The 19,329-nt window shown below is 63.5% G+C and carries 19 protein-coding genes; 11 read left to right on the top strand and 8 right to left on the bottom strand.

Annotated features, from left to right (window positions below):
* Positions 1–95: 95 nt before the first annotated feature.
* Positions 96–1,442: an aspartate kinase gene (locus tag ACFUOZ_RS09030; RefSeq protein WP_377546998.1), complete on the top strand. Its 1,347-nt coding sequence runs from the start codon at positions 96–98 to the stop codon at positions 1,440–1,442.
* A 74-nt stretch (positions 1,443–1,516) separates the two neighbouring features.
* On the opposite strand, the gene ACFUOZ_RS09025 is transcribed toward ACFUOZ_RS09030, so the two are convergent.
* The gene (locus tag ACFUOZ_RS09025; protein WP_377546996.1) at positions 1,517–1,654 is read right to left on the bottom strand and encodes a hypothetical protein; all 138 of its coding nucleotides are present in this window, start codon (positions 1,652–1,654) and stop codon (positions 1,517–1,519) included.
* A gap of 193 nt (positions 1,655–1,847) precedes the next feature.
* On the opposite strand from ACFUOZ_RS09025, the gene ACFUOZ_RS09020 reads away from it, so the two are divergent.
* Positions 1,848–2,147 carry a DUF4193 domain-containing protein gene (locus tag ACFUOZ_RS09020; RefSeq protein ID WP_363930968.1) on the top strand — a complete coding sequence of 100 codons (300 nt, stop codon included), beginning with the start codon at positions 1,848–1,850 and terminating at the stop codon, positions 2,145–2,147.
* Positions 2,148–2,253: 106 nt separating this feature from the next.
* Here ACFUOZ_RS09020 and ACFUOZ_RS09015 read toward each other — a convergent pair whose 3' ends face one another.
* The 3 genes from ACFUOZ_RS09015 to ACFUOZ_RS09005 form a co-directional block, all read right to left on the bottom strand.
* Complete coding sequence (locus tag ACFUOZ_RS09015) at positions 2,254–2,613, bottom strand: lipopolysaccharide assembly LapA domain-containing protein (protein ID WP_377546993.1); 360 nt, start codon at positions 2,611–2,613, stop codon at positions 2,254–2,256.
* Positions 2,614–2,696: 83 nt separating this feature from the next.
* Positions 2,697–2,927, bottom strand: coding sequence for a hypothetical protein (locus tag ACFUOZ_RS09010; protein ID WP_377546990.1), 231 nt, complete (start codon positions 2,925–2,927; stop codon positions 2,697–2,699).
* A 193-nt stretch (positions 2,928–3,120) separates the two neighbouring features.
* The gene (locus ACFUOZ_RS09005) at positions 3,121–3,345 is read right to left on the bottom strand and encodes a hypothetical protein (RefSeq protein ID WP_377546987.1); all 225 of its coding nucleotides are present in this window, start codon (positions 3,343–3,345) and stop codon (positions 3,121–3,123) included.
* A 121-nt stretch (positions 3,346–3,466) separates the two neighbouring features.
* On the opposite strand from ACFUOZ_RS09005, the gene ACFUOZ_RS09000 reads away from it, so the two are divergent.
* Genes ACFUOZ_RS09000 through ACFUOZ_RS08985 form a run of 4 tightly spaced genes read left to right on the top strand, consistent with a single transcriptional unit; the run spans position 3,467 to position 5,833 of the window.
* Complete coding sequence (locus tag ACFUOZ_RS09000; RefSeq protein WP_377546985.1) at positions 3,467–3,940, top strand: MarR family winged helix-turn-helix transcriptional regulator; 474 nt, start codon at positions 3,467–3,469, stop codon at positions 3,938–3,940.
* Between the two features lie 24 nt (positions 3,941–3,964).
* The gene (locus ACFUOZ_RS08995) at positions 3,965–4,489 is read left to right on the top strand and encodes an SSI family serine proteinase inhibitor (protein WP_377546983.1); all 525 of its coding nucleotides are present in this window, start codon (positions 3,965–3,967) and stop codon (positions 4,487–4,489) included.
* Positions 4,476–5,414, top strand: a complete 939-nt coding sequence (locus tag ACFUOZ_RS08990; protein ID WP_377546980.1) for a 3-methyladenine DNA glycosylase — start codon at positions 4,476–4,478, stop codon at positions 5,412–5,414. Before ACFUOZ_RS08995 ends, ACFUOZ_RS08990 begins: the two co-directional genes overlap by 14 nt.
* Before the next feature lie 29 nt (positions 5,415–5,443).
* Positions 5,444–5,833: a serine protease inhibitor gene (locus ACFUOZ_RS08985; protein ID WP_262277175.1), complete on the top strand. Its 390-nt coding sequence runs from the start codon at positions 5,444–5,446 to the stop codon at positions 5,831–5,833.
* A gap of 80 nt (positions 5,834–5,913) precedes the next feature.
* Here the strand turns inward: ACFUOZ_RS08985 and ACFUOZ_RS08980 are convergent, their stop codons facing one another.
* Together ACFUOZ_RS08980 and ACFUOZ_RS08975 are read right to left on the bottom strand one after the other, a co-directional pair.
* Positions 5,914–9,000 carry a S8 family serine peptidase gene (locus ACFUOZ_RS08980; RefSeq protein WP_377547398.1) on the bottom strand — a complete coding sequence of 1,029 codons (3,087 nt, stop codon included), beginning with the start codon at positions 8,998–9,000 and terminating at the stop codon, positions 5,914–5,916.
* Between the two features lie 741 nt (positions 9,001–9,741).
* Positions 9,742–12,687, bottom strand: coding sequence for an exo-alpha-sialidase (locus ACFUOZ_RS08975; protein ID WP_377546978.1), 2,946 nt, complete (start codon positions 12,685–12,687; stop codon positions 9,742–9,744).
* A gap of 174 nt (positions 12,688–12,861) precedes the next feature.
* Here ACFUOZ_RS08975 and ACFUOZ_RS08970 point away from each other — a divergent pair, with 174 nt between their 5' ends.
* Together ACFUOZ_RS08970 and ACFUOZ_RS08965 are read left to right on the top strand one after the other, a co-directional pair.
* Entirely contained in the window at positions 12,862–13,800 is a 939-nt protein-coding gene (locus tag ACFUOZ_RS08970; protein WP_377546976.1) for an NAD(P)-dependent oxidoreductase, read from the top strand.
* Between the two features lie 150 nt (positions 13,801–13,950).
* Positions 13,951–14,916, top strand: coding sequence for a manganese catalase family protein (locus ACFUOZ_RS08965; protein WP_377546973.1), 966 nt, complete (start codon positions 13,951–13,953; stop codon positions 14,914–14,916).
* A gap of 67 nt (positions 14,917–14,983) precedes the next feature.
* On the opposite strand, the gene ACFUOZ_RS08960 is transcribed toward ACFUOZ_RS08965, so the two are convergent.
* Together ACFUOZ_RS08960 and ACFUOZ_RS08955 are read right to left on the bottom strand one after the other, a co-directional pair.
* Positions 14,984–15,274, bottom strand: coding sequence for a DUF1540 domain-containing protein (locus ACFUOZ_RS08960; RefSeq protein WP_144661422.1), 291 nt, complete (start codon positions 15,272–15,274; stop codon positions 14,984–14,986).
* A 145-nt stretch (positions 15,275–15,419) separates the two neighbouring features.
* Positions 15,420–15,602: a hypothetical protein gene (locus ACFUOZ_RS08955; RefSeq protein WP_377546971.1), complete on the bottom strand. Its 183-nt coding sequence runs from the start codon at positions 15,600–15,602 to the stop codon at positions 15,420–15,422.
* Between the two features lie 326 nt (positions 15,603–15,928).
* Here ACFUOZ_RS08955 and purS point away from each other — a divergent pair, with 326 nt between their 5' ends.
* Genes purS through purL form a run of 3 tightly spaced genes read left to right on the top strand, consistent with a single transcriptional unit; the run spans position 15,929 to position 19,258 of the window.
* Entirely contained in the window at positions 15,929–16,180 is a 252-nt protein-coding gene (purS, locus tag ACFUOZ_RS08950) for a phosphoribosylformylglycinamidine synthase subunit PurS (protein WP_011773385.1), read from the top strand.
* A 1-nt stretch (position 16,181) separates the two neighbouring features.
* Positions 16,182–16,952, top strand: a complete 771-nt coding sequence (gene purQ, locus ACFUOZ_RS08945; RefSeq protein WP_377546969.1) for a phosphoribosylformylglycinamidine synthase subunit PurQ — start codon at positions 16,182–16,184, stop codon at positions 16,950–16,952.
* Entirely contained in the window at positions 16,949–19,258 is a 2,310-nt protein-coding gene (gene purL / locus ACFUOZ_RS08940) for a phosphoribosylformylglycinamidine synthase subunit PurL (protein WP_377546967.1), read from the top strand. The genes purQ and purL overlap by 4 nt, the downstream gene beginning before the upstream one ends.
* Positions 19,259–19,329: the final 71 nt, after the last annotated feature.

Raw genomic sequence — 19,329 nt, 5'->3', positions numbered from 1 at the left:
GGCGATAAACTGGGCAAATAAGCTACGCAGGCGTGCTCCAATTTGGAATTCAGCATGCCGCGTTCGAACCCTATTGATGCAGTGAGGGTGCGCGCATGACTATGCCCACTACCGAAGTGAAGATCGACGAGCTCGCAGGCGGGGCAGCCATTACCAAGCAGCTGATCGTCCAAAAGTTCGGCGGCTCCTCGGTTTCCGATGCTGATGGCATCAAGCGGGTCGCACAGCGCGTCGTGGATGCGCAGAAGGCCGGCAACGAGGTTGTGGTGGTTGTCTCAGCAATGGGCGACACAACCGATGAACTCCTGGACTTGGCCGGACAGGTGACAGACTCCGCGCCTGCCCGAGAAATGGACATGCTGCTGTCCGCCGGTGAGCGTATTTCCATGGCTTTGCTCGCCATGGCCATCAACAAGTTCGGCGCCTCGGCGCAGTCCTTCACGGGCTCCCAGGCCGGCATGATTACCGACGGCATCCACGGCAAGGCGAGGATTATCGACGTCGACCCCCACCGCATCCGCACGGCGCTGGACAAGGGGCACATCGCCATCGTCGCCGGGTTCCAGGGCATGAGCCGCAGCACCAACGAGATCACCACCCTCGGCCGCGGCGGTTCGGACACCACCGCCGTCGCGTTGGCCGCAGCCTTGGAAGCCGATGTCTGCGAAATTTACACGGACGTTGACGGTATCTACACCGCAGACCCCCGCGTAGTGTCCTCGGCCCAAAAGATCGACCGGATCTCCAGCGAGGAAATGCTGGAACTGGCCGCTTCCGGCGCCAAGATCCTGCACCTCCGGTGCGTGGAGTACGCCCGCCGTTTCGGTGTGCCGCTGCACGTCCGTTCTTCATTCAGCCACAAGGAAGGCACCTGGGTCATCCCGGGCGCTGACGAAAAGTTCACGATTCAAGAGGGAGTTGCCTTGGAGCAGCCAATCATCTCCGGCGTTGCGCACGACCGGTCCGAAGCCAAGGTCACCGTTGTAGGCGTCCCGGATATCCCCGGCAAGGCTGCCGCGATCTTCCAGGTAATCGCCGATGCCCACTCGAACATCGACATGATCGTCCAGAACGTATCCACGCACGGCACCGGCCGCACGGACATCTCGTTCACCCTCCCGATCGTGGAAGGCGCCGACGCGTTGGCCGCCCTCCGCGCCGCTGAGGCACAGATCGGCTTCGAGAGCATCGAGTACAACGAGCACGTCGGCAAGCTCTCCCTCATCGGTGCGGGCATGCGTTCGCACCCAGGCGTCTCGGCTACCTTCTTCAAGGCCCTCTCCGACGCTGGCATCAACATCGACATGATCTCCACCTCCGAGATCCGTATCTCCGTCGTCACCAGCGCCGATGCCCTCGATGACGCCGTACGCGCCATCCACAATGCATTCGAGCTCGACGGCGAAGCTGAGGCTACCGTCTACGGCGGCACCGGCCGCTAAAGAAGCACCCCGGGCGATCAGCCCATGTAAGTAACAGATAAGGCCGTTCTGAGTGCTCAGAACGGCCTTATCTGTTACTCAGTTGGGTGAGTGGGCGCCAGGAGGACTTCGATGAGCTGCCGCAGCCCTTCGGCCATGTCCACGTCTTTGTCGTACACTACGGCGGGTGGAAGTTTGAGCCAGGCACGTTCCGGCTGCTGGTGGGTCGCCATGCGGCTGACGAAGTCCCTTGACATCGAGCTCCGGTAATACAGGAGTATGATTTCCGTGCGTGGCGGCCTTTTTTGACCGCCGCGTACGTGGTTTTCGCCACAAGCTGTAGAACTGGGGTATGGTATGGAATTTTCATGGCATGCTGTACGTTGCATACCCGGTAACCCCCTAACACGAAGAGGCATTTAAAAAGTGGCAGCCGATTACGACGAACTCCGTACCGATGTAAAAGAGAACCAGGAGCAGTCCCTCCAGGCTCTTCAATCTGCCAGCGCCCCCACGGCCAAGAGCGTCGTGCTGGAACTGGACGAAACCGACGGCCTTGACGCCAGCGGCCCTGGCGGCGAAATCGTCGCCGAAGAACTGGTCATCCAGGTCATCCCGCAGGCAAACGACGAGTTCACTTGCAACTCCTGTTTCCTGGTCCGCCACCGCTCGCAGATTGCGCGCGAAAAAGATGGCGTTGCCTACTGCACTGACTGCGAAGGCTAAGACGACCCACCACCCCGGCGGACTGAACGTCGTCAGGGAGTGCCGCCGTCGGGATTAAATTGCGGAGGGACCGGAGCACACACGCTCCGGTCCCTCCGCATTTAACCTACGGCCTCGCGCCTGGCCCGTTGAGGGTTTTCTGGCGCCGATGACTGGCGATCCTCAACTGAAGGATCCTCGCACCACCGGCAAGGGCTACCAGGACTCCGCCACCCACAGCCGCGATAAACAGCGTGGTGCCCAGAGCCAGCGTTCCCTCCAACCCGAGGAAGCGGACGGTGGTCATGTCCTGGTTCTGGACGAAGAAAATGATCAGCATCACCAGGACCACCAGGCCCACGGCAACAGCCACCCACAGCGCTGCCGTCCGTGTCGGCCTGCTGCTTGAGGCAAGGGGCGGTGGCGCTCCACGCTCTTCCCGGTCCGGGCCAACCGGCATTCTTGCGGCATCATCGTGAAAACTCATGTGACTGCCCCTTCAGCTGCGGCGATAACGTGCATGGTTCACTCATATAATAAGCATGCTGATTATTGCTGCAACAGGGATTCTCACACCGAGTAGTCCGTGGATGTTGGGCCGGGATCATTGTTCCGGACGGCGTAGTGATGGCCTTCGGAATCGGTCTCGATATCGAAGTTCTTCAGGTCTTCCTCAGAAGCCGTTTCGAAATCGTCATGCTTGTGCACCACCGGAGCATCCGTATCGCCGTGGGTTGCCGGCCCAAAGACGTATTGCAACCGCTCGGTCACATGCTGGAAGCTCTCCAACTTGCGTCCCATGTTCTTCCACCTCCTCCCGGACGGGAAAGAGAAGGAGCTGGCGCCCTTCAGTGAGGCAATTTTACGCCGGAGGACCCAAAAAGGCTCCAGATCAGAGGAGCGCCGAGTTGGCAGTTAATGACAATCCGGGGCGGCCGGATTGTCATTAAGTGCCATTTCGACGGCGGCTGTCCGGCGGGGTCCCGACGGCGGCTTAGCGCAGGGACTTGTCGTCGGGATTGCGGGGCACCACGTACGTGCTGCCGTCCGGACGGCTTACGGTCTCCCATTGCTGCGCTTCAGCCTGCCGCTGGGCGAGCAGCTTCCGGTTGGCTTCTGTCATTTCGTGGTCCAGGGAGCTGCTGTGCGCCGGCCCAAAGATGACGCGGAACTTCCCCGTCGCGCGCATGAATTTCCGGGTGAAGGATTCCTTTGCCACGCTGATCGACTCCTCGGTGTTCGACGGTTCAATACCTTCATAGTACGCTAATCATTAGTGCGCTAACTAATTCACGCAGTCCAACGTGTAACCTCGTCAGTGCAGCGAGCAGGAGGAAGCAATGACAACCGTCAGCCACACCACCCAGGAAACCGACGACCTCCTGTTGGAACGCCAACTATGCTTTGCCCTCACGGTTGCCTCACGGAGCGTCGTGGGCGTCTACAAACCGGTCCTGGAGAAACTCGGGCTGACCCACCCCCAGTACTTGGTGATGCTGGCCCTGTGGGAACGTAGCCCCCGGACGCTGAAGGACATCAGCGACAGCCTCCTCCACGATCCCGCCACCCTCTCGCCCCTGTTGAAGCGCCTGGAAGAAGCGCAGCTCATCACCCGCGAGCGCGTCGCTGGCAACGAGCGTGCACTCGCCATAACGCTCACGGACAAAGGAGCGGCGCTCCGCGCCAGGGCCACCGAAGTACCCGGTGAAATCCGTGATCGCCTGCAGCTCAGCCGTGAAGAAGTCGCCGAACTCCATCAAGCCATGACCGGCCTCATTGCTGCCACCCAGCGCACCTCCACCAGAGCCACGTAAAATGGGAGCAACCTAGGAGATTCCATGCGCCTGCGATTTGTCCGACTACTACTGGCAGTACTTGCTGTCGCCGGCCTCGCCGCATGCTCAGGCACCCCCGCCCCAGGTTCCCCGGGCAGCACTGGCCAGGCGCCGTCGTCGGGCGCTTCCAGTAGCCCGGCCCCCACCAGCAGCCCGGCCACCAGCAGCCCCTCCGCCGCAGCCGGTTCAGGCGACGCCCAACTGTCCATCACGCTCCTGGAGACCCCGGAGGCCTCGCCCCAAAACTTCACGCTGGTCTGCACCGGCGGGGTGCCGGCCGCGGAGAGCAAGCACCCGTCCCCTGCAGAGGCCTGCGCGGCGATCAAGAGCAATCCCGCCTTGCTGAGCCCCGCTCCCCCGCAGACCGACCGTGCATGCACCATGCAGTACGGCGGTCCTGCGACTGCCACGGTGACCGGCTCCGTGGAGGGCAAGGAAGTCAACGCCGCCTTCAGCCGCACTGACGGCTGCCAGATCGGTATGTGGGACGCGGCCAAGACCGTCCTCGGATCCGATGGCGGCCACTAGGCTGCGGCACCTCCCCCAGGAGCAATGGCTTGGGCTGGAGGCTGCCCATCAAGCCCGCGTTGCGCAATACGCGGACCCCTACCTTGCGCGCCGTTCTGCAGGCAAGAAGCACCCGGTCGAGGACTTCCTCTTCACGTACTACACCCAGAAGCCAGGGCAGTTGCTGCGCTGGCACCCCGGGGACGGCGTGGTCCTCAGTGGCCCGCGGGCGCTGGAACGCGGCGGCTGGAAGTTTTACAGGACGCTCGACGACGGCGAACTCGCCTCCGTGGGACTGCCTGAGGGTACGCCTGCGGTTACCTTCGACCGGGCCGGCTTCCTGTCCGACCGAGCCGAAGCCGTCCGCTTCGCGGGGATCATCCTGTCCGGCACGGCAAAGCGCCCTGCGCAGTTCGGCTGCTTCGGGTTGCACGAGTGGGCCATGGTGTACCGGCAGGAGAAGTTCGAGCTGCGACACGAATACCTGAAGCTGCGGCTCGGCGGCGAGGGCACGGACACCGTGGTGGAAGAGAACCGCATCCGTTGCTCGCACTTCGACGCCTTCCGCTTCTACACTCCGGACGCCATTCCCCTGAACGAGCTCACGCCCACCCGCGAAAACCAGCGGACCATGGAACAGCCCGGATGCCTGCACGCCAACATGGACCTCTACAAGTGGGCCTACAAGCTGACTCCGGCGCTGCCCAGTGAACTGGTGATGGATTGCTTTGAGTTGTCGTGGCGGATCCGCGCCATGGACATGCAGGCCTCGCCCTACGACCTCGAAGAATGGGGCTACGCGCCCATCAGGATTGAGACACCACCCGGCAAGGCCGAGTACGTTGAATACCAGCGGGCCTTCGCAGCCGAATCCCAGGAGTTGCGGGCCCGTGTGCTCCAGGCAGTGGGCCCGCTCTTGGCCGAGTTGAGCGGGCAGGCCGCCTGAGCACCCGACGCCACCAGCGAAAGGTCACCATGGTCTCCCCGAACCCCACCGAGTACGACGTCGACCTCACCGTCACGCTGACAGAGTCGCCTGGCGCTGAAAGCAGGGTCTTCCACCTCCGGTCCGCCGCCGGTGTCCTGTCGCCGGACCCGGAGTCAGTGGACTCGAACCTGCCGGACGCGCCTGCGGCGCTTGCCGCCGTCGAGCAGTTTGGGGAGGAGATTTTCTTCCCGGAACCACGGCTGGACCGGATCTGCACGCAGCAGTACGGCGGGCCCCAAGTGGCCGAAGTGACAGGTTGGTTCCGTGGTCGCAAGGTGCACAGCCACTTCAGCAGGACCGACGGCTGCGAGATTGCGCGCTGGAAGGCCGTATCGGCGCTGCTGGGCAACACCGGAGGCTCGACCGGCGCCGTTTAAGACGCAACGCGGGGTCACTTATGGCCCATAACGGGTGCCCGAACGGGCCATAAGTGACCCCGCGTTGTTAGTGCGGGTGACTAGCCGGCGTTGTTGCTCTGAGTCGGCTCGTCAGCGCGGATCTTGCCGCGCGGCTTCTTGTCCTTCTTGTCCTTCTTGGGGTCTTCCTCGTCCGGGACCACTACCGCGCCGCCGGGGTTGACCAGGACCGTGACGAAGCTCGGCTCACTGGTGCCCGCGAAGGTCAGGCGGCCAATGTAGGAACCGGGTTCAAGGTTTTTCCAGTTCAGCGAGATCTGGCCCGTCTTGCCGTTGGGCAGGCGGATCGGATTCGGCGTCACAGTGGCGTTGCCCTGGTTCGCACCCAGTACGGCGGCATCAACGGTTGCCTTGGTGGCTTGGTTGTTGGGGCTGGCGTAGAGGTTGGCAAAGACGTAGTAATCGCCGGGTGCCGGGTTGGGAACGGACAGCGTTTCGCTGGCAGAGGCCGTCGCGGCCGGAAGCTGCTGGCCGGACGGTGTCAGGACCAGCATGTCGAAGTCGGCGGCCTCGTTGGAGGAAATCACGGAGAATTTGGCGAGGGCACTGCCCGCACCCACGGTCACCTTCTTCACGAAGTTGGACGCGTTGGTCTCACCGGCGAACGGACCCGGAACAAGTTCGATCGCGGAAGAGTCGGCCTTGGAAAGGCCATCAATGGTCACACCCACCGGCAGGTTGGTGCCCGAGGTGATGTTGATGGTGCCCGATCCGTTGGGACCGGTGCCCGTGAACGCCAGCGCCTTGTCCGCGATCACGGACTGGGGACGGACGGCGATCGGTGAGGTGACGGTCTTGTTGGCACCCTGCCAGTTCAGCGAGCCCATGGCGAACTTGCCCAGCTCGGCGTTCTTGTTCTCGAACTGGACCTTGAAGGTCTTCTTCTCGCCCGGAGCGCCGAAGGTCAGCACGGACGGTGTCACCTTGACGTTGACGCCGGGAACGTCAACGGAGGCCCTGTACGTGCCGGCGGTCAGCGCCGTCAACGTACGGGTCACCTCGATCTTTCCGGCCAGGTTGCCCAGTGCGAAGGAAGGAACATTCATGTCGCGCGCAGCTGTGGTGCCGAGCCCTTCCATACCCAGATCCATTCCGGTGCCCTGGATGAACTTCAGGTAATCCTCGGTGGTTGCGTCGTAGACCAGGCCCGGGTTGAGGACCTTTGCGGGGTCAACCTGTCCGGCACCGGTAGCGAAGACATCCTTGTTGACCGTTCCGTTGGCCAGTTTGACCGGGCCGGCGGTGGTCATCATGGCGGACTTTACCGTGGCCGGGGACCACTGCGGGTTCTTGGCCAGGATGAGTGCGCCGAAGCCGGCTACGTGCGGGGAGGCCATGGAGGTTCCGGACAGGAAGCCGAAGTTGTCCCCACCGGTTCCGATCGGGGAAACACCGGCGAGGATGGCGACGCCGGGTGCTGAGACATCCGGCTTCAGCAGGTCGGAGTCGGTGGCGAGCAGCGGGCCGCGCGAGGAGAATCCGGCGATCTGCGGCTGTGCTTCCAGCGGCAAACCGGTGGTGTCGCGGTTGATCAGGGACACGGTGATGGCCGGGTTGGCCGTGACCTTGTCCTTGATGGTCTGCGTTGCGGGCGGGTTCACGTGGACCGTGGGAATGACGTGCTTGTCCGTGTCCAGCGAGGAGTCAGTCAGGTTGACCAGGATCATGCCCACACCGCCGCCGCGAAGGACCTCCGCGCTCTTGGCCGTGCGGTCCACGACTCCGCGGTCACACACCACAACCTTGCCTGCCACCTTGGCCGGGTCCAGGGACCCGGGGGCGCAGAGGGCTGCGTTGCCGGTGCCGCTGGCGGCATTGGTGGACAGCACGACGCCGGCCCCGCGCACCTCGCGGTTCATGATGCTCGCTCCGCGGAATTTGCTGCCATCGGAGAATTCAACGGTGCCTTGGAGTTCCTGGGAGAACGACGTCGCGGCAACAGTCGTCAGCCAGGGAGCGCCGTGGTTGACGGTGCTGGCGGTGGGTCCGGAGTTGCCGGCCGAGGTGGCCACGAAGATCCCTGCGGAAGCCGCGGAGAGGAATGCCAGCGACACGGGGTCGGTGGTGGAGGTGGTGGATCCGGAAATGGAGTAGTTCAGCACGTCCACGCCGTCCAGGATGGCCTGCTCGATTGCATCCACCGAGGCGGAGCCGTAGCAACCACCCGTTGAAGGATCGGTGTCTTCCCAGCAAACCTTGTAGATGGAGAGCTTGGCGGCCGGTGCGATGCCGCTGGTTGTTCCGAAGCTCCGGCCATCCACAACGGCATCGACGTTGCCGTTGCCGGCTGCGGTACTGGCGGTGTGGGTGCCGTGGCTGTCCACGTCAACGGGCGAAATGACTTCTTCCGGGGCACGGTTTGCCGGCGGGACAGTCTCCAGGAAGGCATCGGCAAAGTAGTGCGTGCTCAGGACCTTGGAGTTGCAGGCACTGCCGTCGTAGTCGGCGCCAGTTCCGGTGCCCGGCTGGCATTCGCCGACGAAAGTGTCGCCGTCGGCCTTAAGCATGGCGATCTTGCCGTCCGCAGTGCGGTAGGGCACGCCCACTTGGGGGTTGCCGACCAGGGGTCCTACCGGCTCACCGGCGAAGAACGGGTTGGAAGGGGTATAGCCGGTGTCGATGACACCCACAACGGTGCCCTTGCCGGCGTTTTCCTGGCCGCCGTACTGCGTTGCCCACGTGCCGCTGGGGCCGCTCAACTTCAGGAAATCGGTGGTGGAGTAGTCAGGCGCGTATTGGGTGTCGGGCGCGACCATCAGGACCTTCGGATCCTTGGCCAGGTTGATGGCCTGGTCTGCTGTGAGGGTGGCACTGAAACCGTTGACGGCGGTGGTGAACTCGCGCTTGATGGTGACGTTTTCCTGCTGCGCGACTTCCTGCTGCTTCTTTTGCAGGTGCTGCTGGTATTGCTTCACCTCGGCGCTGTCGGCGTCGAGCTTTTTGCCTTCTTCCGGCTTGGTAGGTGCAAGACCCGCCGTTCCGCCGTCGTATGTTGCTGCAGGCTTCTCGGCAAGGACCACCATGTAGCGGCCGTCCTTGTAGGAGCCGGGGTCAAGGTTCTTCTTGGCCACGCCTGCAACGTTTCCAGGCGCTTCCGGGGTTGGGGCGGCCTGGGCCGGCGTCGCCATGGACGAGAGAAGCAACGGCAAGCCGACGGCGAGCGCCGCGACCTTCCGGAGTCCCCCGCTTCTGACGAAGCTCTTTCCTTGTGATTTCACGAGTGGTTGCACCTTTCACTGAGGAGGCCCGGGCTCCATCGCCAAGGCCTGTCAACTTTCAGATGGTTGAACCTTTGACAGTTCTTGTCAAAGCCGCGCAACCAGCCGAGTCATAGAGTATCTAGTGAGAGCCGAATATGACATAAAGCACATTTTGGTTAATTTGTCTTGTCACACCCGTGGCGCGGCGTTAGCTGAAAAATGTCAAAACAGCAGCCGCAGACCAGGGCCTGCGGCTGCCGTAACCCGCTAGGGTTGTGTGTGCCAGAGCCAGCGGACGAACTCAACCACAAGGCGGCTGAGATTGACCAGCAGGTTCAGGCGGCCCCAAGGCTCGTTGCGTTTCCGCCGTCGAGTCATTGCAGCACCCCTCCCATAAGGCAGGGTGCGGCAGCGCGATGAATGCTTGCACCCCTCGCGCCAAGGGACATACACTCAACTTGTGAGGGTTGAGGGTGTATGCCCCTCGTACCGCACCAACTGAGCGCACCGCGCTGAACAAGGATCCGATTGCAGTCGGATCTTTTGTTCTTTAACGATGCAGCAGGCTTCTGCCCGCTACCCCGAGTCTATGGGGGCGTGCAACAATTTCCGGGCAGCCCGAAGGAGAGACCGCCGGCGGTCGCAGGCGGCCTCCCCCGCACGCAGGAATCAGCCCTTGGGCGTCACCTGCAGCCGATCAAAAGAGACTTGCTGACCGTCTCTGCCGAGTACTACGACGTCATCCCGGCCGTTCTTCACATCGGGAGGAAGGATGAACTCCACGGTGTTGTCCGTCGTGGGGAAGATCCAGCCAAGCCGATACCCCGTCTTGTTCAGATACACGTAGTACCAATCCCCGTATTCGAGACCCTTCAGCACCACCTTCTGACCGGTACGGTATTTGTCTTCGGTGCCCAGGTCGGTGGGCGGCTCACCCAAATCCTGGACATTAAGGACCGGGCTGCTTTCGGGCCGGGTGGGCTGGACCTTCAACTCCAGGGGATCTCCCGCTGCCGATGCCGCAGCCTCCAAGGAACCGTTGCGGGCCGCGGCCTCGAAAGTCACCGCCGCCAGGGACCCCGCAGCGACGTCGGCGGCCGTCAGCACATGCTCACGCGTCGCGGTCACACTGTCGCCGGCGGCAAGGTAAGCAACCGAGATCCCGGCGACGGGAGCTTCCACACCGCTCAGATCCACGTTCCCCGCGTTGCCCACGGTGTAGGTGTACGTCACGGGGTCGCCAACGCTGGCGAAGCGGTCACCGTCCGCGTCCTTCCACTCGGCGGAGACTGTTGCGGAAAGCGCGGCGTCCCGGACCTTGAGGTCCACCTCGCCCCCATTGATCTGGTATGTCTTGGTGCTCTGGCCCGCTGAACTGACTTCCCACGTGGTCACCGGAACGAAGAAGCCCTGCGCGGCCTCCTGCGCTGTGACGGCATGCCGGGGTGTGGTGCACTGGTAGCTTTGCCCAACTGCCAAGGAGAGGTAGCGGCAGTTCCCGGGCCCTTCAGGCAGGAACGGGCTGAAGTTGCCCGCTGTCGGAACCACTTTCTCCGTGAGTGGACCCGTGTTCCTGACGGTGAAGGAATACGGGACAAGGTCGCCTGCCGCGTAGGGCTGGGTTGCGAGGTCACGCCCGGCGTCGGCCCGCGCCCCGCTGATGTCGGCCGTCACCAGCCCGTCGCGCAAGGCGACCGCAGCACCGGTGAACGCAACAGTTTTGGTGAGCGTCGGCGTTGTGCTTGAAGTGATGCTGAAGCTCGCCTCCGGGACGAAGTAGCCACGCTCGACATCCGCCGCCGTGATCACGTGCTTGGCGGTGGTGCAGTTGTAGCTGGCACCGGCGGCGAGGTTGTTGTAACGGCAGTTAGGGGCCGACGGCGGCAGGAAGCCGGAGTCGAACGTCCCCGAAAGCGGCACCGAGTTGGCCGTGACGTTGGAAGTGCTCTTGACGTTCAGTGAATAGCTGAGCTGCTCGCCCACCTGGTACGGATTGGCAACAACATCACGGGCAGGGGCCGTCCCCGTAATTGTCAGGCCCACTTGCGGCGCCACCGGGACCGTGGCGGTGAAGGTGTACTGCGAAACCCGGCCGTCCGCCGTCGTAAATGCTGCGTTCAGGTTCTGTGGGCCGCTGGCGCTTGCGGGCGCCGTCAATGCCACATTGACGGTGGCCGAGGCACCCGGAGCCAGCGCAGGAACGGGCACCGTGGTGGCCGACCAACCTGTTGGCGTGTAGATCGTGGCGTTGGCACCGTTGAGCGTGGTGGCTTCCTGGTTGGTCACGGTGATGGCAACTTGCTGGGTAGCGCCTGGAGCAGTGGTGACCGCGGGGACGGACAGCGGCGCGCAGGCGTAGTTCAGCCAGGCGTCGTCAAACTTTGCGAAGGGCATGTTGTCCGTGTAGTTGCCCTCGTAGAGCACCCCGAACTTGCCGTCTTCAAGCCTGGTCACCGTGGAGTAGGCGGAGAAACCGGAGCGGATGGTGCGGACGCCGGGCCAGGTAGCGCCGTCGTCGCATGACACGCGGGCCGAGACATTCTCCCGGCCGGTCTTGGAATTGGCGTTGGTGAAGATTAGCTTCTTCGCATCCGCCGAACCCTGCACCGCATTCGGGAACATGCGTGCGATGGAGCCATTGTTGGCGGGATCAGGCAGTTCTGTGTCCTGCGTGACCGGGCCATAGGTGGCTCCGCCGTCGGTGGAAACGGCCACCTTGCGGTAGCCCTGGTTGGCGTTGTCGCGGGAGTTCAGGAGTACCCGTCCGTCCGAGAGTTCCACGGTCTTGTTCTCGTCCATCCGGTCCCCGACGTTGGCACCCTTCTTCCAAGTCAGTCCGTGGTCGTCCGAGTAGACGCTGTACGCCTGGATCTTGTTGCTGCCATCGGCCTGGCGGACGTCACCGGCGTACTGCTGGATCAGGCGTCCTTTGTAGGGCCCGTACTTGAGCTGGATGCCTTCGCCGGAGGAAGCGAAGTTGGAACGGACATCCCCTGGCACCGGGCTCGTCTTGCTGGTGCCGGGCTTGGTGACGCTGGTAATGAGCCGGGGCTGGCTCCAGGTGACTCCCCCGTCCGAGGATTCGATGACCGCTGAGGAGATCACTGTCCTGTCGGCGTCGTCATTGCCGAACTGGCTGCCGCCGAAACCCTGGTCCTTGGAGTAGACAAAGAAGGCGAACACCTTGTTCGCCTCGGCGTCGTAGATATAGGACGGATCGCTGTAGCCGTACTTCGGCCCGCTTGCGTCTCCTACATGGCCGGCGGCTATGACCTGCACAGGCCCCCATGTCTGGCCGCCGTCGGTGCTGCGCCGCTGCACGATCGAGTTCGGGTTGGGCGCATCGGCGGCTGAACCCGGCCGACCGTCCCACGCGGCAAGCACCGCGTTGTTGCCCAAGTAGGTCAGCGCGGGGATGCGGTAGAAGAAGTTGGCAGCGGCGCGGTCCGCTGCGATGTTGGCCTCGGTGAACGACCCGGGTGCGGCCGAGGGGTCGGTGGTTGGAAGGGGTGCGGCGGTCGCAGGCAGTCCCAGCCCGGCCACCAGGCCAAGGCCAAGTGCTCCGGCCATGACCAAGCGAGCGAGCGGTGCGGGGGATGTGGATCTCAAATCCATTGTCCTTTCTCGGATACAAGCAGGACGTTCGTGTTACGTGCTACGTCGAACGTCCTACAACCATAGGGTGCTCGCCGTCACATTGCCAGGGATGAAGCTTGGGAAAGCTGCCACCCCGGCCAGCCTGTAGCCTCGGGGAAGAGCCAACCCACCCCACTGACCCCTGGAGCCGCAGTGAAAATCCTCGTCCCGGACACCATCGACCTCGACCTGACAAGCCTCGACAACGACATCGTGGTGTATCAGGTGGACCAGCCCATCCCCAGCGCGCACCGCGACGCCGAAGTGCTGGTGGCCTGGCGCAACACCGCCGGGAACCTGGAAGATGCTGCCAAGCAGATGCCATCCCTGCGGCTGGTCCAAACACTTGCGGCAGGACCGGACTCCGTTTTGGCCGCCGGGTTTGCCGACACCGTCGCCATCACCTCGGGCCGCTCGCTTCACGATGGGCCCGTAGCAGAGCATGCCCTGGCCCTGGTACTGGCAGCTGTTCGCCGCCTGGATGTCCTCTTGGAATCCCAAAAAGCCGCCACGTGGAACCAGCCGTACAACACAGCCCAGTCCGATCCCGCCACCGAACAGCTCTACACGCTCGACGGCGCCAACGTCACCATCTGGGGGTTCGGCTCCATCGCGGGGCGGCTGGCTCCGCTGTTGGCCGCGCTGGGTGCCAAGGTCACCGGCGTCGCAAGTTCCAAAGGCGAGCGCTACGGCTTTCCGGTGGTTGCGGCAGATGAGTTCCACGAAGTCCTGGGATCCACGGATCTCCTGATCTCGATCCTGCCCGCCACCGCCGAAACCACCGATGCCCTCCATGAGGACATCCTCCGTCACCTCCCGGCGAGCGCAATTTTCGTAAACGTGGGCCGCGGCGCCACCGTGGACGAGGACGCGTTGCTGGCGGCCCTGCAGGAAGGCCGCTTGCGCGCGGCCGCACTGGATGTGACAAAGGTGGAGCCGCTCCCCGCCGATTCCCAACTATGGGCAGCTCCGAACCTGATCATCACGCCCCACGTGGCCGGCAACCGGCCCAAGGGTGCCGGCCCGCTGGTCACGGCCAACGTAAAAGCTCTTAAGGAGGGGCAGCCGCTGACCAACCAAGTGGCTGGCTAGGCAGGCAGCAGGGCACACGGGCAGCAGGCCGGGCGGATCTCAGAAGTTCCTTGCGCAAAATTAGTAAGCATGCTTATGGTAGGCACTCCGGGGTGGCCAGCAGTGGGTTTCCATCCCGCGGACGCAGCATGAACAACGTGAGGAATCGCAATGTACCTGCACACTGAACTTCTCATCAACCAAATCGCCGCTGACGAACCCGACCCCGCTGCCGCCAACGCCCTCCAGGAAGGCCTGGGCGGGCAATTCGGCGAAATGCGGACCATGATGCAGTACCTCTTCCAAAGCATGAACTTCCGCGGGGATCCTGCATCAAAGCCCTATAAGGACCTCCTTCAGGGCATCGGCACCGAAGAGATCAGCCACGTTGAACTCATTGGAACAACCATCGCGCAGCTCCTTGACGGTTCGCCCCGCTACCAAGGCAAGAAGAACGATCCCGTGGACCAGCCGGGCGCGGGCGGTGCCACCCCGTTGAACATCGCCCTGGACCACAGCAACATCCACCACTACCTGGTGGGTGCCCAAGGCGCCCTGCCCGTTGACGCGGCGGGGAACCCGTGGAGTGGCTCCTATGTGTACAACAGCGGAAACCTGGTCCTGGACCTGCTCTACAACCTGATGCTGGAATCCACCGGCCGGCTGCAGAAATGCCGCATCTACGAGATGACGGAAAACAAGACGGCGCGATCCACCATCGCGTACCTGATTGTCCGCGACCAAGCGCACGAGAATGCCTATGCCAAGGCATTGGAAAGCCTGGGCGTGAACTGGGGCAAGGTCCTGCCGATCCCGAAGACCAATGCTGAACAGTTCCCGGAAGTGAAGAAGCTCCTGGACCTGGGGCTTCAGAGCGTCCAGTACACATTCAGTGCTGACAACCTCAGCGAAGCGGGCAAGCTCTACCGCGGGGCTTCGCCCTCCAACGACGGCACCGAGCTCAGCACCGAGACAATGCCGGACGGTTTCCCGATGACCATGTCCCCCGAACGCAAGGAAGAGCTTGCGCCGGGCCTCGACCCTGAGCTGCTGGCCTTGATACAGGCCACGGCAGAGCAGGAAATGAAGGAGGCCGACAACCCCAAGGACACCACGTCCGCGTCGGCCAAGAAGTAGCACCCGCAGCAAAAAGCGGGCCCGTCCTCCTCATGGGGGCGGGCCCGCTTTTCGGTAGTCGGAAGAATCAGGCGTGCTCGTATGTCAGGCAGTCAGCGGCTTCCCGCCCCGGGCCCACCCTGACATCGTGTGCCTCGCACATGAGGTTGTTGTTGTGGACGCACTCGGAGCGCTGGCAGGCACCAACGTGCGCCAGGACCTTGGGAAGTCCGCCCATGGCATTGGTGTCAATGAACGTTGCGCAGGAAGCGTGGTCCTGGGTACCGCCAATGGTGATCCCAAAAGCCGTACAGCCGTCGTGGTTGAATCCGCAGCTGCCAACGCTGCAAGCGGATACTTCTGCAATGTGATCGGTCATCGTTCCTCCTGGTTGTCTTTGTCTTACCAGGGGGGTGAACCCCCGCATGTAACTCAAAAATACGCCGGATTCACGCCGTTTAACCCGTTGGAATAGCGCATTTGTACGTGCGCTATTGTCGGGCTGCATCGGGCCCGCTTAGCGTTTATCGGGGCTTGCGCAGGGCTTCGCTGATTTTCGCCCGCGTCTCCGCATCCAAGGGGGCGGTGACCCTGTGATCCCGGGCAGCCAGGTCCGCCTTGATCTTTTGGATCACCATGCGGCCCAGACCCGCAAAGACGGCTGCGGCCACAACGCCCAGCACCATGGATTTCGGTTTCTCAGCCATGGGCCAATCCTAGTGACGCGAGCCCGGCGCGGCCAGCACTGACAGCCGCCCGCAAGTGCCGCCGTCGGGCGTTCAAAATGGCCCAATTTCTGCCGCGACGGCGGGGTGTCCTCGCAGAATCATGCTGAATAGGGTATGAGCGCCGCTCCCGGTAGAATGGTTATGCAAGCTCGCGGAGCGCCCTCATGCCGTTCAAACAATGCTGTTCACAACCGCGGTCAACCCTGTGTTGATCACGATGTTTGAACGCGGCTGAACGGCGTGAGACGGCACCTCCGCGGCAGCCTTATTTAAGGTTCACCCAACTCACGCACAGGAGTTACCGGATGCCCCGGATCGTCGTTGACGTCATGCCCAAGCCCGAGATTCTGGACCCCCAGGGGAAGGCCATCGTGGGTGCACTGCCCCGCCTCGGCTTCAACAGCTTCAGCGCAGTCCGCCAGGGCAAGCGCTTCGAACTGACGGTCGACGGCGAGGTGACCGACGCTATCCTGGCCCAGGCCCGCGAAGCAGCCGAGACCCTCCTGTCCAACCCGGTGATCGAGGATGTCGTCAACGTCGAGGTCGTTGAGGCCTGATATGACTTCGATCCCCTTGATTGGCGAGGCCGTGGCCGTCGCCGCGGAGCCCCGATTGGCAGGCGCCAAGATCGGCGTCGTCACCTTCCCCGGCACGCTGGACGACCGCGACGCCGCCCGTGCAGTGCGTCTTGCCGGTGGCACGGCGGTTTCGCTCTGGCACGCAGACTCTGAACTTGGCGACGTTGACGCTGTCATCATCCCCGGTGGTTTCTCCTACGGCGACTACCTGCGCGCCGGCGCCATCTCCCGTTTCGCGCCGCTGATGTCCAAAATCATCGACGCCGCCAACTCCGACGCCAAGCTGCCTGTCCTGGGCATCTGCAACGGCTTCCAGATCCTGACCGAGTCGCACCTGCTCCCCGGTTCCATGATCAAGAACGACCACCTGAAGTTCATCTGCCGCGACCAGACTCTGCGCGTGGAAAACGCCAACACCGCCTGGACCGTGGACTACGCCGACGGCCAGGAAATCATCGTGCCGCTGAAGAACCAGGACGGTCAGTACATCGCTGACGAGAAGACCCTGGATGCCCTTGAGGCTGAGGGCCGCGTGGTGTTCCGCTACGTGGGCTTCAACCCGAACGGCTCCCGCCGCGACATCGCCGGCATCTCCAACGCCGCCGGCAACGTAGTGGGCCTCATGCCGCACCCCGAGCACGCAGTCGAGACCGGCTTCGGCCCGGAGTCCCTCGACGGCGCTCCCCGCGACACCGACGGCCTCGGTTTCTTCACCTCCGTTTTGACCAAGATTGTGGGAGGCGACAAGTGACCACGGAAACCACCAAGAAGTTCAACATCGACACCGTTGAGCACGCTGCCAAGACCCCGGACACGGAACTTCCCTGGGCCGAACTGGGCTTGAAGCAGAACGAATTCGACGAGATCGTCAAGGTCCTCGGCCGCCGCCCCACCGGCGCCGAACTGGCCATGTACTCGGTTATGTGGAGCGAGCACTGCTCCTACAAGTCCTCCAAGAACCACCTCCGCCAGTTCGGCGAGAAGGTCACCGAGGAAATGAAGAAGGACATGCTGGTGGGCATCGGCGAAAACGCCGGTGTGACCAACCTGGGCGACGGCTGGGCCGTGACGTTCAAGATCGAGTCCCACAACTCGCCGTCGTTCGTTGAGCCTTACCAGGGTGCCGCAACCGGCATCGGCGGCATCGTCCGCGACATCATCTCCATGGGCGCCCGCCCGGTAGCCGTGATGGACCCGCTGCGCTTCGGCGCCATCGACCACCCGGACACCGCACGAGTCATGCACGGAGCCGTTGCCGGCATCGGTGGCTACGGCAACTGCCTCGGCCTGCCGAACATCGGCGGCGAAATGGTCTTCGACTCCGTGTACCAGGGCAACCCGCTGGTGAACGCGCTGGCTGTGGGCGTCATGCGCCACGAGGACATCCGCCTGGCCAACGCTTCCGGCAAGGGCAACAAGGTTGTCCTCTTCGGTGCACGCACCGGTGGCGACGGCATCGGTGGCGCTTCGGTGCTGGCTTCGGAGTCCTTCGACGACACCAAGCCGTCCAAGCGCCCTGCCGTCCAGGTGGGCGACCCCTTCGCTGAGAAGGTCCTCATCGAATGCTGCCTGGAGCTCTTCAAGGGCTCCTTGGTTGAAGGCATCCAGGACCTCGGCGCGGCAGGCATCTCCTGCGCCACGTCCGAGCTCGCCTCCAACGGCGACGGCGGCATGCAGGTTGAGCTGACCTCCGTGCTCCTGCGCGACCCCACGCTGACCCCGGGCGAAATCCTCATGTCCGAGTCGCAGGAACGCATGATGGCCGTGGTCACCCCGGAGAACATCGAAGCCTTCGAAGCCGTCATGGACAAGTGGGCCGTTGAGTACTCCTGGCTGGGTGAAGTCACCGACACCGGGCGCCTCATCATCACTTGGGAAGGCGAAGTAATTGTCGACGTCGATCCCCGCACCGTAGCGCACGACGGCCCTGTCTACGACCGTCCGTTCGCCCGCCCGGAGTGGCAGGACTCGGTCCAGGCAAACTCCTTCACCGGTTCGGTCGAAGATGCAGGCCGCCCGTCTGCTCCGTCCGAGCTGGCAGCAGCCGTCACCGAACTCGTTGCATCGCCGAACATGTGCAGCAAGTCCTGGATCACCAAGCAGTACGACCGCTACGTCGGCGGCAACACTGCCATGGCGTTCCCGGACGACGCCGGTGTGGTCCGCGTTGACGAAGAATCCGGCCTGGGTGTTGCCCTGGCCACCGACGCCAACGGCCGCTACACCTACCTTGAGCCGTACCAGGGTGCACAGCTTGCCCTGGCCGAGGCCTACCGCAACGTCGCCACCTCCGGCGCCGTTCCGATGGCTGTCAGCGACTGCCTGAACTTCGGTTCCCCCGAGGACCCGGATGTCATGTGGCAGCTGGCCGAAGCCATCCGTGGCCTCTCGGACGCCTGCATGGAACTCGGCATCCCGGTCACGGGCGGCAACGTTTCCCTGTACAACCAGACCGGCACCACGCCGATCCACCCCTCCCCCGTTGTGGCAGTCCTGGGCAAGCTCGACGACGTCGCCCGCCGTACGCCGTCGGGCTGGCGCGAAGATGGCCAGGCCATCTACCTGCTGGGTACAACGGCAGCCGAGCTGGACGGCTCGGAGTGGTCCAACCTGCGCGGACACCTCGGCGGCCTGCCGCCGAAGGTTGACCTCGCAGCGGAGCGTGAACTGGGCCAGATCCTGATCAACGCTTCCCGCGACGGCATGGTGGACGCAGCACACGACCTCTCCGAAGGTGGCCTCGCGGCTGCTCTGGTTGAGTCCTCGCTGCGCTACGGCGTCGGCGCCCGTATCGCCCTTGAGGAACTCATGGAGCGCGACGGCGTGGACCTGTTCACGGCACTGTTCTCCGAGTCCCAGGCCCGGGCGATCGTGTCCGTGCCACGCTCCGAGGAAGTCCGCTTCAAGGACATGTGCACGGCCCGCGGCTTCGCCCACCTCCGGATCGGCGTTGTCGACGCCGCCGGCGGAAAGCTGGAGATCAACGGCGTGGACGAGCTCTCCCTGGATGCCCTCCGCGACGCCCACGAAGCAACCCTGCCGAAGTACTTCGGCTAGGAGCAGCCAACAAGCAACGCGGGGTCACTTATGGCCCATAAATCCCCTTGGGATGGGCCATAAGCGACCCC

The sequence above is a fragment of the Paenarthrobacter sp. NPDC057355 genome, assembly GCF_042667405.1.
Taxonomy (GTDB): Bacteria; Actinomycetota; Actinomycetes; order Actinomycetales; family Micrococcaceae; genus Arthrobacter.
The sequence above is the reverse complement of the archived record's forward strand: the minus strand, read 5'-3'. Positions and strand labels throughout refer to the sequence as shown.